Origin of the sequence: Sandaracinobacteroides hominis, from assembly GCF_016464365.1 — a bacterium.
GTDB classification, from domain to species: domain Bacteria; phylum Pseudomonadota; class Alphaproteobacteria; order Sphingomonadales; family Sphingomonadaceae; genus Sandaracinobacteroides; species Sandaracinobacteroides hominis.
The window spans coordinates 824,532-838,939 of record NZ_JADCUC010000001.1; the positions used below are offsets into that span (position 1 = coordinate 824,532).

12 protein-coding genes are annotated in these 14,408 nt (G+C 64.3%); all 12 read right to left on the bottom strand.

Translation table 11 applies throughout. The features are described 5' to 3' along the window. Positions 1–84 precede the first annotated feature (84 nt). The 12 genes from IM784_RS04180 to IM784_RS04235 all read right to left on the bottom strand — a co-directional run bounded on the left by IM784_RS04180 (position 85) and on the right by IM784_RS04235 (position 14,254). Positions 85–2,097: a S9 family peptidase gene (locus IM784_RS04180; protein WP_235976506.1), complete on the bottom strand. Its 2,013-nt coding sequence runs from the start codon at positions 2,095–2,097 to the stop codon at positions 85–87. A gap of 107 nt (positions 2,098–2,204) precedes the next feature. Continuing rightward, positions 2,205–2,588 carry a VOC family protein gene (locus tag IM784_RS04185; protein ID WP_207791645.1) on the bottom strand — a complete coding sequence of 128 codons (384 nt, stop codon included), beginning with the start codon at positions 2,586–2,588 and terminating at the stop codon, positions 2,205–2,207. A gap of 13 nt (positions 2,589–2,601) precedes the next feature. Continuing rightward, positions 2,602–4,632 carry a M13 family metallopeptidase gene (locus tag IM784_RS04190; RefSeq protein WP_199553990.1) on the bottom strand — a complete coding sequence of 677 codons (2,031 nt, stop codon included), beginning with the start codon at positions 4,630–4,632 and terminating at the stop codon, positions 2,602–2,604. Between the two features lie 370 nt (positions 4,633–5,002). After that, the gene (groL, locus tag IM784_RS04195; RefSeq protein WP_199553991.1) at positions 5,003–6,646 is read right to left on the bottom strand and encodes a chaperonin GroEL; all 1,644 of its coding nucleotides are present in this window, start codon (positions 6,644–6,646) and stop codon (positions 5,003–5,005) included. Positions 6,647–6,690: 44 nt separating this feature from the next. Then, a complete protein-coding gene (gene groES, locus IM784_RS04200) occupies positions 6,691–6,981 on the bottom strand; it encodes a co-chaperone GroES (protein ID WP_199553992.1) in 291 nt (96 codons plus the stop codon). A 356-nt stretch (positions 6,982–7,337) separates the two neighbouring features. Continuing rightward, positions 7,338–8,234 (bottom strand): SDR family NAD(P)-dependent oxidoreductase, encoded by an 897-nt coding sequence (locus IM784_RS04205; RefSeq protein WP_199553993.1) that lies wholly within the window; start codon positions 8,232–8,234, stop codon positions 7,338–7,340. Positions 8,235–8,298: 64 nt separating this feature from the next. Then, positions 8,299–9,006 carry a phosphate regulon transcriptional regulator PhoB gene (gene phoB / locus IM784_RS04210; protein WP_199553994.1) on the bottom strand — a complete coding sequence of 236 codons (708 nt, stop codon included), beginning with the start codon at positions 9,004–9,006 and terminating at the stop codon, positions 8,299–8,301. Between the two features lie 3 nt (positions 9,007–9,009). Beyond that, positions 9,010–9,735 (bottom strand): phosphate signaling complex protein PhoU, encoded by a 726-nt coding sequence (phoU, locus tag IM784_RS04215; protein WP_199553995.1) that lies wholly within the window; start codon positions 9,733–9,735, stop codon positions 9,010–9,012. A gap of 11 nt (positions 9,736–9,746) precedes the next feature. Beyond that, positions 9,747–10,493, bottom strand: coding sequence for a phosphate ABC transporter ATP-binding protein PstB (gene pstB, locus IM784_RS04220; protein WP_199554156.1), 747 nt, complete (start codon positions 10,491–10,493; stop codon positions 9,747–9,749). Between the two features lie 59 nt (positions 10,494–10,552). Continuing rightward, positions 10,553–11,842 (bottom strand): phosphate ABC transporter permease PstA, encoded by a 1,290-nt coding sequence (gene pstA / locus IM784_RS04225; protein ID WP_235976507.1) that lies wholly within the window; start codon positions 11,840–11,842, stop codon positions 10,553–10,555. Then, complete coding sequence (gene pstC, locus IM784_RS04230) at positions 11,835–13,226, bottom strand: phosphate ABC transporter permease subunit PstC (protein WP_199553996.1); 1,392 nt, start codon at positions 13,224–13,226, stop codon at positions 11,835–11,837. Before pstC ends, pstA begins: the two co-directional genes overlap by 8 nt. Continuing rightward, positions 13,223–14,254, bottom strand: a complete 1,032-nt coding sequence (locus IM784_RS04235) for a substrate-binding domain-containing protein (protein ID WP_199553997.1) — start codon at positions 14,252–14,254, stop codon at positions 13,223–13,225. The genes pstC and IM784_RS04235 overlap by 4 nt, the downstream gene beginning before the upstream one ends. Positions 14,255–14,408: the final 154 nt, after the last annotated feature.

Sequence of the window (14,408 nt, forward strand, 5' to 3'; positions counted from 1 at the left end):
CGGCCACCAGCCGGGGAAACGTCCCGTCAGCACCACGAGCAGATAGACAAGCCCGGCCGCCCGTAGAGGAGACGGCCAGCGCACCTACTTCCCTCCCAAGGCCGCCTTCAGCCCCGGCGCAAACTCCGCCCCATGCGGCACCTTCGCGCTGGAGGCCGCAACGGTCCCGCCGATCGGCTCTGCGCGCCCGCCAATGCACTGGCTCAGGAAATTCTCCGCCACCGCCATGAAGGCGATATTGTTTTCCGGCCGGGCAAAGCCATGCCCCTCATCGGGGAACAGCACGTAGGTCACGGGAATCTTCTTCGCTTCCATCGCCGCCACGATCTGGTCGCTCTCGGCCTGCTTCACGCGCGGGTCGTTCGCCCCCTGCCCGATCAGCAGCGGCTTCTTGATTCGGTCGGCATAGGTCAGCGGCGACCGTTCCTTCAGCCACTTGCGCCCTTCCTCGGTATCGGGGTCGCCCATCCGCGCGATCAGCTGCTTGCGGAAGCTCTCCCAATAGGCCGGCACCGTCGACAGCAAGGTGTTCAGGTTCGAAGGTCCAACGATATCGACCCCACAGGCAAAGGCATCCGGCGTGAAGGTCAGCCCGGCAAGCGTTGCATATCCGCCATAGCTGCCGCCCATGATCGCCACCTTCGCGGGGTCGGCAAAGCCGCCGTCCACCGCCCATTTCACGGCATCCAGCAGATCGTCATGCATCTTCGCGCCCCACTCGCCGTTGCCGGCGTTGGTGAAGGCCTTGCCAAAGCCGGTAGAGCCCCGGAAGTTCGGCTGCAGCACGGCATAGCCGCGGTTGGCCAGCAGCTGCGCCTCGGTGTCGAAGCCATAGCCATCGCGCGCCCACGGCCCGCCATGCACCAGCAGCACCATCGGCAGCGGCTTTGCCGGCTTGTCGCCCACGCCCGCCGGCAGCGTCAGATAGGAGACCATCGTCTTCCCGTCGCGCGTCCTGATCTCCACCGGCCGCATCGGCGCCAGCGGCGCATCCGCCAGCGCCGGACGCGTGTCGAACATCTTCGTCAGCGTCTTTGCCTTGCGGTCATACAGATAGGTCGAAGAAGCCTTGTCCGAATTCGCCGTGGCAACAGTCCATTTGTCGTCCGCCTGCGTGCGGCTCCCCACCGACCATTCGCCCAGCTTCTCGTTCAAAAAGGCCACATCCGCCTTCACTCCGGCATCCAGCACCGTCCATTCCGGCTTCAGATAATCCACCTGCACGGCTTCCACCTTGCCGGAAACCGGGTTCACCATCAGCCCGGAAACATCCGCGCGGGGGTCTTCCTTCAGCAGCGTCGACTTGCCGATCGCATAGTCCATCGCATAGGCAGCCGCCGTGTCGCGCCCGCGCGCATCGATCCAATACAGCGTCTTGCCGTCCGCCGAGAAGCCGATCGGCTGCGTCGTCTGGCTGTCGTCCAGCCCCCAGCTGGTAAAGGGCTTGTCCTCCACCTTGCCGTTCACGATCCGGAACAGATCCTCGCCGCTCGCCGCATTCGGCCGCGACGCGATGCGCAGGTTCAGATCCTCGTCCGCGGTAAATCCGCCAAAGCCGTCATTCCGAAACACCTCGGTCAGCTTGCCCGTTTTCAGATCCAGGCTGTACACATCATGCCAGCGCTCGTCCCGGTTGTTCAGCCCCACCAGGATGCGATCGGTCACCTTGTCCGAGGTGGCGACGATATCCACCCGCGTCTTCTCGAACGGAGTCAGCACCTTCGCTGCCCCGCCAGTCGGCGCCACGCCATACAGCAGGAAATTCTCGTCCCCGCCCTTGTCGTTGATGAACAGGATCATGCTGCTGTCCGGCGCCCAGAAATGCTGGCGGATCGGCCGCTTGGCCTCCGTCGTCAGCACCTTCGCCTTCGCCGGATCGTTCGCCGGCGCCACCCAGATATTCAGCACGCCGTTCGAAGGCGCCAGCCAGGAAATCCACTTGCCGTCAGGGCTGATCCGCCCCTGCGCCTTCTCCGGATTTCCAAACAGCTTCGCACGTTCAATGAGGGGGGTATCGGTCATCGTCGCTCCAATAACGGGGGCAGCAGCAGTCGCGGCAAGCAAGGCCACAAACCCGGCCCGGATGGCGGTCTTCATCGAAAATATCTCCCTGACTCTATCCGGCGCTCCGGCCCCCTCAGCCCTCGCGCAAGCCTGCACCATAGCAACCACAGGGCGCGCCACAAGACGTCAGCCCGGCGACATCAGCCGATCAGCATCGCCTCGATCTTGTTCCCATCCGGATCGCGCACAAACGAGGCATAATAGCCCGGCGCATAGTGCGGCCGCTCACCTGGAGGGCCATCGCAGCGACCGCCATTCTCCAGCGCAACCGCGTGAAACGCATCCACCGCCTTCCGGTCGGGCGCCAGGAAGCTGATATGGATGCCGTTGCCCGGATCGGCCGTGCCTTCCAGCGGCAGGCCGATCCAGAACTCCGGGAAGTCAGCGCCATAGGCAACGCCGACTCCCGGCTCATCCATCACCACCCCATATTCCAGCGTCGCCATCACCGCATCATAGAAGGCCCTGGCGACGGCAAGATCGCGCACGCCCACAGATACATGGCTGATGATACTCCCGGGCATGCACGGCTCTCCCTTACCAGATCTTCACGCGATCCTCCGGCTTCAGCACCAGCTTGCCGTCGGGCGCAGGCTTGAACGCCTCATACCATTGATCGAAGTTGCGCACGATATCCGCCCGATACGGGTCGGGTGCATGCGGATCCGTCAACAGACGCTGCCGGGCCGCTGCCTCGCGCACATTGCGCCGCCAGATCTGCGCCCAGCCAAGGAAAAACCGCTGGTCGCCGGTCATCCCGTCGATCACCGGCGCCGGCTTGCCGCCCAGGCTCGCCTTCCACGCGTCATAGGCGATCGCCAGCCCGGCGAGATCGCCGATATTCTCGCCCAGGGTCAGCGCCCCCTTCACATGCTCGCCCGGCGTCGGCTCATAGGCGTCATATTGCGCCACCAGCCGGTCAGCCAAAGCCTTGAAATTGGCGACGTCCTTCTCCGTCCACCAGGTCGTCAGCTTGCCGTTCGCATCATATTTGCTGCCCTGGTCGTCGAAATGGTGGCTGATCTCGTGCCCGATCACCGCGCCGATCCCGCCATAGTTGATCGCCGAATCCGCCTTCGGATCGAAGAAGGGCGGCTGCAGGATCGCCGCCGGAAAAACGATCTCGTTCATGCCGAAGTTCGCGTACGCATTGATCGTCATCGGCGTCATGAACCATTCCCAGCGCCGCAGCGGCTGGCCCAGTTTCGATCGCCCGTCGGCAAAGTCGAACGCGTTGGAACGCCAGGCGTTGCCAAACAGGTCGTCGCTCTTCACCTCCAGCCCGGAATAATCCTTCCAGCGGTCCGGATAGCCGATCTTGGTGGTAAAGTTCGCCAGCTTGCCGCGCGCCTTCACCTTGGTTTCCGGCTGCATCCACGTCAGCCCGTCGATCCGCCGGCCCAGCGCTGCCAGCACATTCTGCACCAGCTGGTCCATCGCCGCCTTCGTTTCCGGCGGGAAATAGCGCTGCACATAGGCCTGGCCCACATCGTCCGGCACGGCGCCCACGGTAAAGTCCACGGCCCGCTTCCAGCGCTCCTGCCGCTGCGGTGTGCCGTTCAGCTCCGTGCCAAAGAACGCGAAGTTCTGCTCCGCCACGGCATCGGGCAGATAGGTCGCATACGTCTCGATGCTGCGAACCAGCATCTGGTCGCGCAGCACGCCGATCGGCGCCGCAGCCACCGCCTTGGCCGTCGCCGCCACCGCGCTCGGCTGCGACACCAGCATTTCGCCCGCCGCCTTGCCGCCGGTCGTCAGCATCGGCGTGAAGTCGAAACCCGGGGCTTCCTTCTGCAGCTCGGCCAGCGTCCGCTTGTTATAGGTCTTGTCCGCGTCGCGGCTGTCCACGCGCGTCCAGTGATCCCTGGCGATGGTCGCCTCGAAATCATAGATCGCCTTCGCCCGCGCCGCAGCGTTCGGCTCGCCCGCCAGCGTCAGCATCCCTTCCAGATGCTTCAGATAGGCGGCGCGCGTCTTCGCCATCTTCTCGGTATCCAGCAGATAATAATCGCGGTCCGGCATCCCCAGCCCGCCCTGGAACACGGTCAGGATGTAATTTTCGGGGTTCTTGTCGTCCTGCCCCACAATGTTCGGAAACGGCGTGCTGATGCCCGCGCGCTGCGCCTTCGCCAGCAGCGCCGGATAGCCGGCCTTGTCGGTCTTCTTTACCTCGGCCAGCCAGGGCTGGATCGGTGCCATGCCCTTCGCTTCCACGGTTGCCTTGTCCAGATAGGATGCATAGGCCCGGCCCGGCCGGCTCGCCGCATCGCTCCGCGCGGCTTCCAGAATCTCCCTGGTCCGGGCCTTCGAAAGCTCGTCCAGCACGGTGAACATGCCAAAGTTCGAACGATCCGCCGGGATCGGCGTGTTCTTCTCCCACGTCCCGTTGGCATAGCGATAGAAGTCGTCGCCCGGCTTTACGCTCGGGTCCATGCCGGCCGCATCAAAGCCAAAATTGCCATAGGTCGGCTTGTTCGATGGCGCCTGCACAGCAGCCGGAGCCGCCTGAGCCTGCGCCACAGCCGAAAACGAAACAGCGGCCAGCGCCGCAATCATCATCGATTTCATGGAGGTTCCCGTATTCAGGGTGCAATAGGGCATGCACGCGCGATGAAACTCCGGTTTCCCGCTGTCCACCCCGTTTGTCGAAACATTTCTGCAACTCGTCGAAACGCCCCCCGGCAGCGCCGAAAAAAACCTCTCCCCTTCAGCGGAGGGGTTGGGGTCGCGGCGAACCGCCAGAAAACAGGATCGGCGCGAAAGAGCCGGCCGACTGCAAAAGGAGGACGTCAGGCGAAGCAAAAAAGGAAAGCGGGCAAAGCCCGCTCGTCGAACAAGTCAAAAGGGCGGGGGTAGAGACCCCCGCCCTTTCGCTTGTCGGCCGATCACTTCAGCGAGTCCGCGAGTTAGGGCTACGCCCTGATCGCGGCCGCCTGCGTTAGAAGTCCATGCCGCCCATTCCGCCCATGCCGCCCGGCATGCCGCCAGCGGCAGGCTTGTCGTCGGGCAGTTCGGCGATGGTCGCTTCCGTCGTGATCAGCAGCCCGGCAACCGAAGCCGCGTCCTGCAGAGCCGTGCGGACAACCTTGGTGGGGTCAACCACACCGGCCGACAGCAGGTTCTCATACACGTCCGTCTGCGCGTTATAGCCCAGCGTCACGTCATTGGCTTCCAGCAGCTTGCCGGCAACCACCGCGCCATCGGCACCCGCGTTCTGGGCGATCTGGCGAACCGGGGCCTGCAGCGCGCGACGGATGATGTCGACACCGCGGGTCTGGTCGTCGTTGGCGCCCGTCAGGCCCTTCAGGGCGTGCGTGGCATACAGCAGCGCCGTGCCGCCGCCGGGGACAATGCCTTCTTCAACGGCAGCGCGCGTGGCGTGCAGGGCATCGTCAACACGATCCTTGCGCTCCTTCACTTCCACTTCCGTCGAGCCGCCAACCTTGATCACGGCAACACCACCAGCCAGCTTGGCCAGACGCTCTTGCAGTTTCTCACGGTCGTAATCCGAAGTCGTGGTTTCGATCTGCGCCCGGATCTGCTCGACGCGGCCCTTGATCGCGTCGGAAGCGCCAGCACCGTCGACGATGGTGGTGTTGTCCTTGTCGATCGTCACCTTCTTGGCCTGGCCCAGCATCGGCAGCGTGACGTTCTCCAGCTTGATGCCCAGGTCTTCGCTGATCATCTCGCCGGCGGTCAGCGTCGCGATGTCTTCCAGCATCGCCTTGCGACGATCGCCAAAGCCCGGAGCCTTCACGGCCGCAACCTTCAGGCCGCCGCGCAGCTTGTTCACCACCAGGGTGGCCAGCGCTTCGCCTTCGACGTCTTCGGCGATGATCAGCAGCGGACGACCGGACTGAACAACAGCTTCCAGCACCGGCAGGATCGCCTGCAGGTTCGAAAGCTTCTTCTCGTTGATCAGGATGTAGGGGTTCTCAAGCTCCACCTGCATCTTCTCGGCGTTGGTGATGAAGTACGGGCTCAGATAGCCGCGGTCGAACTGCATCCCCTCGACAACGTCGAGCTCGAAGTCGAGACCCTTGGCTTCTTCAACCGTGATCACGCCTTCCTTGCCGACCTTCTCCATCGCTTCGGCGATCTTCTCGCCAACGACAGTGTCGCCGTTCGCCGAGATGATACCCACCTGGGCGATTTCGGCCGAGTTGGCGACGGGCTTGGAACGGCCCTTCAGGTCTTCGACAACCTTGTTCACGGCCAGATCGATACCGCGCTTCAGGTCCATCGGGTTGATGCCGGCCGCAACCGACTTCAGGCCTTCGCGAACGATCGCCTGCGCCAGAACGGTCGCAGTCGTCGTGCCGTCACCCGCGATGTCGTTGGTCTTCGAAGCGACTTCGCGGACCATCTGCGCACCGATGTTCTGGTACTTGTCCTTCAGTTCGATTTCCTTGGCGACGGTCACGCCGTCCTTGGTGATACGCGGAGCGCCAAAGCTCTTCTCGATCACCACGTTGCGGCCCTTCGGCCCCAGCGTCACCTTCACTGCATCTGCGAGGATGTCCACACCCTGCAGGATGCGCTCACGGGCGTCGCGCCCAAACTTGACTTCCTTGGCTGCCATCTTTGAATTCCCTCAATAAAAACGTGTAAGAAAGAAAGTGCGCCTCAGCCCAGAATGCCCAGGATGTCGCTTTCCTTCATGATGATCAGGTCCTGGCCGTTCAGCTTGACCTCGGTGCCCGACCATTTGCCGAACAGGATCTTGTCGCCGACCTTCACGTCCAGCTCGATGCGATCGCCGTCTTCATCCTTCGTACCCTTGCCGACGGCGAGAACTTCGCCTTCCTGCGGCTTTTCCTTGGCGCTGTCGGGGATGATGATGCCGCCGGCCGTCTTTTCCTCGGCCTCGATGCGGCGCACAAGCACGCGGTCGTGCAGGGGGGTGAAATCCGCCATGTAGGTTCCCTCTTATGGTCTGAAGCGCTCTGCTTCGTTGAAAGTCTGCCCGGCCCGGGATCAGCCAGAACCGGCGATTGGCACTCACCAATCGGGAGTGCCAACAGAGGCGCAGATAGGTATCCCTCACATGCCGGTCAAGGCCGCAGCTCGCATGAAATTTATGTGGCGTTCAGCCGGGTCTGGCGCGTGAATCCCTGCGGCAGGCCGGCCCCGGTCCGGCGTGCGCATGTTCCGGCCAGCGCGCCCTAAAGGCGAACATCCCCTGTCAGCCGATCATGGGCGACAACGCCCGTCAGCACATGTTCCTGATCGTCCACCCACCGGCAGGCAAGCTGCCGGCAGGTGGCGAAGCCTCACCGCTGACCGCCCAGCGCCATCGCGCCCTGCCCCGCCCCGGTGTCGGGCACCACTTCGCCCGTCCGGTCGCGGATCTCGGCAATCCGCGCCGCTACCGTCTCCGGCGTCATTTCGTCCGCACCCACATGGATGCCCTTGGTGATCGTCACATGCGCCGCCTCAAAGCCACCTGCGCCGGCGTTCAGGATCACGCTCGTCGGCGCATCCTCGCTCACCAGATAGACAGCGGCCGGGCTCACGGTTTCCGGCCCCATCTTCGCCAGCAGTTCCGGCGGCATCAGGTCTTCGGTCATCCGCGTCGCCGCCAGCGGCGCAACCGTGTTGACCCGCACGTTGTACTTCGCGCCTTCCAGCGCCAGCGTCTTCATCAGCCCCACCAGCGCCAGCTTCGCCGCACCATAGTTCGCCTGCCCGAAATTCCCGTACAGCCCCGTCGAAGAGGTCGTCATCAGGATACGGCCATAGGCCTGCTCGCGCATCAGCTCCCACACCGCCTTGGTGCAGTTCACGCTGCCCATCAGGTGCACGTCCAGCACCAGCTTGAAATCCTCCAGCGTCATCTTGCTGAAGGTCCTGTCGCGCAGGATGCCGGCGTTGTTGATCAGGATGTCGATCCGGCCCCACCTGGCCTTCACCTCCTCCACCATGGCGAAAATCGCATCGGCATCCGTCACCGAGGCACCGTTCGCCATCGCTTCGCCGCCGGCGGCCAGAATTTCGTCCACCACTGCCTGGGCCGCCGGGCTGCCGCCACCTGAGCCGTCCCGCGCGCCACCCAGGTCGTTCACCACCACCTTCGCCCCGCGCGCCGCCAGATCCAGCGCATATTGCCGGCCCAGCCCGCCGCCGGCGCCGGTAACAATGGCAACACGATTATCGAAGCGAATGGTCATCCAGAACCTCCCGAAAGTTTGTCGCCGCTCCTTAGGTTGCAGCGCAGCATCGGGAAAGCCCCCGCTAACTCGCCATTTTGAGAGACGCTTCGCTGTCCAGCGCATAGCCGGCCGAGCGCACCGTGCGGATCAGATCGGGCAGATCGTCGCCGTTGATCGCCTTGCGCAGCCGGCGGATATGCACGTCCACCGTCCGCTGTTCCACATACACGTCACGCCCCCACACCGCATCCAGCAGCTGCTCGCGGCTGAAAACCCGGCCCGGATGCTCCAGAAAGTGCCGCAGCAGGCGAAACTCCGTCGGCCCCAGCTGCACCTGCACGCCATCGCGCGTCACCTTGTGCGCACTGGTGTCCATCGAAACCCCGCCGTAATCGAGATTCCCGCCAGACAGCGCCGGCCGCAACCGCCGCAGCAGCGCCCGCACCCGCGCCACCAGCTCGCGCGGGCTGAACGGCTTCGTCACATAATCGTCGGCGCCCGTTTCCAGCCCCCGCACCCGGTCGCCTTCCTCGGCCCGCGCCGTCAGCATGATGATCGGCAGCCCGGAGGTTTCCGGCGCCCGCCGCAACCGGCGGCAGACTTCGATGCCGCTCAAATTGGCGATCATCCAGTCCAGCACCACCACATCCGGCCGATCTTCCTCGGCCATCACCAGCGCTTCCTCGCCATCGGGCGTGGAAACAACATCGAACCCTTCCTTGTCCAGGTTATAGCGGATCAGCTCCACCAGGTTCGCATCGTCCTCAACCAGCAGGATTTTCGGCCGCATGGATCAATCCTCTTCGTCGGCCGCAGCCGTGATGGATGTGGTTCGGTCCGCCTTCGTGCGCTCGGCCAGATGCTGGCCGGTCACCGAGAAATAGACCATTTCGGCAATGTTGGTCGCATGGTCGCCCACCCGCTCCAGGTTCTTGGCGATGAACAGCAAATGCGCCGAAGGCGTGATGTGATGGGGATTTTCCATCATATAGGTCAGCAAGGACCGGAACAGCGAGTTATAGAAATCGTCGACCTGCTGGTCGCGCTCCATCACCTGCCGCGCCAGGTCGGCATCGCGGTCCACATAGGCGTCCAGCGCATCGCGGATCATCGCCGAGGCAGCGCGTGCCATTTCCGGAATGATCACGCTCGGCCCGATCGGAGCCGCCTGCGTCAGCACCGGCACCCGTTTGGCGATATTCTTGCCATAGTCGCCGATCCGCTCGATCACGGCGGAAATCTTCAGCGCCGCCACGATCTCGCGCAGGTCGTCGGCCATCGGCGCGCGCAGGGCGATGATGGCTACCGCCAGCCGTTCGGCTTCCTGCTCCATCGCGTCCAGCTCGGCATCGCGGGCCACCACCTTCAGCGCCGCTTCCGCGTCCCGCCGAAACAGCGCATCGACAGCTTCCGAAATCTGCGCGCCGGCCATGCCGCCCATCTGCCCGATCAACGATCGCAGCTGGTCGATCTCCTCGTCGAAACTCTTGACCGTATGTGCCGTTGGCTGCTGTGGCATCCGAATCTCCTTCAGCCGTAGCGGCCGGTTATGTAATCTTTGGTGCGTGACTGTTTCGGATTGGTGAAAATTTCGCGGGTATCTCCATATTCCACCATGTTGCCCAGGTGGAAGAACGCAACTTTCTGGCTCACGCGCGCCGCCTGCTGCATATTGTGCGTCACGATCACGATCGCATAGCGCCCGCGCAGTTCGTCGATCAGCTCCTCGATCCGCGCCGTCGCAATCGGATCCAGCGCAGAGGCCGGCTCGTCCATCAGGATCACCTCGGGGTTCACGGCAATGGCGCGCGCAATGCACAACCGCTGCTGCTGCCCACCTGAAAGCGCCGTGCCGGAATCCGCCAGCCGGTCCTTCACCTCGTCCCACAGGCCCGCGCGCCGCAGCGATTGCTCGACGATCCCGTCCAGCTCCGGTTTCTTCGTCGCCAGGCCGTGAATGCGCGGCCCATAGGCGACATTATCATAGATGCTCTTGGGGAAGGGGTTCGGTTTCTGGAACACCATCCCCACCCGCGCGCGCAACTGCACCACGTCCATCGCCGGGTCATGGATGTCGCGTCCGTCCAGCGCGATGCTGCCCTCCACCCGGGCACCGGCAACGGTATCGTTCATTCGGTTCAGACAGCGCAGGAAGGTCGATTTCCCGCAGCCCGAAGGGCCGATGAAGGCCGTCACATTCTCGGTGGAAATGTCGATCGAAACGCCCTTCAGCGCTTCGAACGCCCCATAGAATACGCGCACGTCGCGCGCCGTCATCTTGGGCTTCTCGGCCCCCGTGCCCCCGGCCGGCGCGACCGAAGAAAAGGCTTGATCGTTCACCAGCGCACCTCGAACTTGTTCCTCAGGTAAATGGCCAGGCTGTTGATCGCCAGCAGGAAGAGCATCAGCACGATGATCGCGCCGCTTGTCTTCTCCAGAAAGCCGCGGCTCACATTGTCGGACCAGATGAAAATCTGCACCGGCAGCGCCGTCGCCGGCTGCGCCAACCCCTGCGGCACCGACGTCAGAAAGGCGCGCATGCCGATCATCAGCAGCGGCGCCGTTTCCCCCAGCGCCCGCGCCATGCCCAGGATCGTCCCCGTCAGCATCCCCGGCAAAGCCAGCGGCAGCACATGATGGAACACCACCTGCACCCGGCTCGCACCGATCCCCAGCGCCGCATCGCGAATGGAGGGCGGCACCGCCTTGATCGCGGCCCGGCTGGCAATCACGATCACCGGCAAGGTCATCAGCGCCAGCGTCAGGCCGCCAACCACCGGCGCCGAACGCGGCATGTTCAGGAAGTTCAGGAACACCGCCAGCCCCAGCAGACCGAATATGATCGAAGGCACCGCCGCCAGATTGTTGATCGAAACCTCGATCACGTCCGTCCAGCGGTTCTTCGGCGCAAATTCTTCCAGATAGATCGCCGCCAGCACCCCCACCGGAAAGCTGATCAGCAGCGTCACGATCAGCGTCAGGAAACTGCCCTTCAATGCCCCCCACACACCCGCCAGCTCCGGATCGACCGAATCCGCTCCGGTCAGGAAGGTCCGGTTGAACGCCTTGCGCAGGTCGCCGGCCGCGCCCAGCTTCCGCCAGGCAGCAATCTCCGCATCGGTCACCGGGCGATCGCCCTCGGCCGCCTGCAGGTCGATGCGCCCCTTCGCCAGCTGGTCGATGTTCGAGGTGGCGATCAACCACATATCCTTCGTCGTGCCGATCAGCGACGGATCGGCCATCGCGGCCTCCCGCAGCTGCAGCCAGGCCCCATCGGAAACCAGCACGGCTCCGTTGCCAAAGGCCCGCGTCACGCTCTGCTGCATCACCCCTTCAAAATCCGCCCGCCGCAGCAGCTCCGGGTTCGCCTTCGCCTGCTCTGCCGTAACCCCCAGCTCGCCGGCATCGAACGTCACCGGCACCCGCACCTGCGTCTGCACGAAGGCCGTCCAGCCGCTCGATATCACGCTCGCCATCAGCAAAAGCAGAAAGCCGCAGGCCAGCGTAAGCGCCAGCAGGCCCAGCGCCTTGAAGCCGCGCTCCTGGGCATAGCGGCGACGGATGCGCGCCTGCATCGCCTCGCTCGCCCAATCGGTCGGAGCCTCGTTTGAAACCGCCTCAGTCATAGGCTTCCCGATACGTCTTCACCACCGCAAGCGCGTAGACGTTCAGCGCCAGCGTCACCAGAAACAGCACCAGCCCCAGGGCAAAGGCCGACAGCGTCTTGGCGCTGTCGAACTCCTGATCGCCGGTCAGCAGCGCCACGATCTGCGCCGTCACCGTCGTCACGCTGTGAAAGGGATTTGCCGTCAGGTTGGCGGCAAGTCCCGCCGCCATCACCACGATCATCGTCTCGCCGATCGCCCGGCTCACCGCCAGCAGCACACCACCCACGATGCCAGGCAAGGCGGCCGGGATCAGCACCTTGCGGATGGTCTCGGATGGCGTCGCCCCCATCGCCAGGCTGCCGTCGCGCATCGATTGCGGCACCGCCGTCAGCGCGTCATCCGCCATCGAGGAAACGAACGGGATGATCATCACCCCCATCACCAGACCGGCCGCCAGCGCACTTTCCGAGCTCGCATCCGAAATGCCGATGGAAATCGCAAAGTCGCGCACCGCCGGCGCCACCGTCAGCGCCGCGAAGAAACCGTAAACCACCGTCGGCACCCCGGCCAGCACCTCAAGCACCGGCTTTGCCACCTTGCGGAACCCCGGCGCCGCATATTGCGTCAGGAAGATCGCCGTCATCAGCCCCAGCGGGATCGCCACGATCATCGCGATGATGGCGCCAATGAACACCGTTCCCCAGAACAGCGGCACCGCCCCGAACGCCCCGGAAGAGCCAACCTGATCGGCCCGCATCGCCGTCTGCGGCGACCAGTTGGTGCCAAACAGGAACTCCATCGGGCTCACCAGCTCGAAAAAGCGGAAGCTCTCGAACACCAGGCTGGCAACGATCCCGAAGGTCGTCAGGATCGCCACCAGCGAAGCCACCACCAGCAGCAGCATGGTCATCCGTTCCACCCGCGTGCGCGCCCGGAACTGCGGCCTCAGCCGGCTCCACCCCCACAGCGCGCCCATCGCCGCCAGCGCCACCGAACCCAGCCCGAACACAACACCCCAGCGCTGCGCCAACTGCTTCCACAGCGCCGCCGCCGCTTCCGCATTCGGGTCAAAGGCCGCCGCATAGTCGCCACGCACCAGCCCGCGCACCTCCGAAAGAAATGCCTCCCGGTCCAGATCCGTCGCGCCAATGCCCCCGGCGGGCACGCTCGCCAGCACTTCGCGCGCAATCAGCCGGTCGCCCAGCAGCGCCCACAGCAGCAGCAGCGCCATCGCCGGCAGCAAGGCCAGGATCGCCACGAACAGCCCATGATAATGCGGCCGCGAATGCACCGAGCCGATCTCGTGCGCCCCGGCCTCGGCAAAGCGGACACCCCGCGCCCGGCCCATCCAGAATCCCGCTGCCGCAACCAGCAGGGCAAGCCATGCAAAGCCCCAGCTCATGCGAGATCTGCCGCCGTCAGCGGCGTCAGCGCCGCTGCACGCGCCCTGTTCTCCGCGCGCACGCCATCAGGCGCCGGCACCAACCCGCGCCGCTGCAGGTAACCACCCGGCCCCCAGGCCCGCTCGCTGGTATATTCGTCCAGGAACTGGCGCAGGCCCCGGATCGCCTTCACATGCTGCGCCTTCACATAGATGTAGAGCGGCCGCGAAGCCGGATAGCTGAAGTCGGAAATCGTCGCATAGGTCGCCGGCACGCCGTCGATCGGCACGTCGCGCAACGTATCCATGTTCCGCTCCAGAAAGCTGAAGCCCAGCACCCCCACGGCAGCGGGATTGGCCCCCAGCTTCTGCACGATCAGATTGTCGTTCTCACCCGCCTCCACAAAGGCGCCGTCCTCGCGGATCTTGTTGCAGATGGTCTTGTGCCGGCTCTCGTCGCTCTTCTTCAGCGCCTGCATCGCCGGATCGGTATCGCAGCCGGCCGCCATATACAGCTCGTTGAAGGCATCGCGGGTCCCCGAAGTCGGAGGCGGCCCGATCACCTCGATGCGCGTCGCCGGCAGCGCCGGGTTCACATCCTGCCAGGTGCGCGCCGTCTGCTTCCGGCCGAACGGCTCGGCCGCCAGCGCCAGATACACGTCGCGCAGCGTCAGGTTCAGCGGCGTCCCGCCCTTCCGCTGCACCAGCACCACGCCGTCGATGCCAACCTTCACTTCCACGATGTCGCGGGCGCCATTCTTCTCGCAATCGGCAAGCTCGCCCGGCTTCATCCGCCGCGAGGCGTTCGCAACATCCGGAAAGCGCGAACCCAGCCCGGAACAGAAAAGCTTGATGCCGCCACCGGTCCCCGTCGCTTCCACGATGGGCGCCGGATACTCCGGATTGTTGCGGTTGAAATTCTCCGCCACCGCCGTCGTGAACGGAAACACGGTCGAGGAACCGACAATCCGGATCTGCGTGCGCGAATCCGAACAGGCTGCAAGCAGCGCAGCCGCCACAGCAAACAGCATCCCGACTCTCACGCCCATGGCACTCAACGTCATTCCTCAGAAGGCTCGTCAGAATTTCACGTTGAAATTCAATGAGCTTATACAAGCCTGCGCCTGGCCCCGGCGCCCAGCAGCCCCCATAGGCGACCACGGTGAGGCCTATGTGACGTATTTGTTTCCATTTTATGACGCA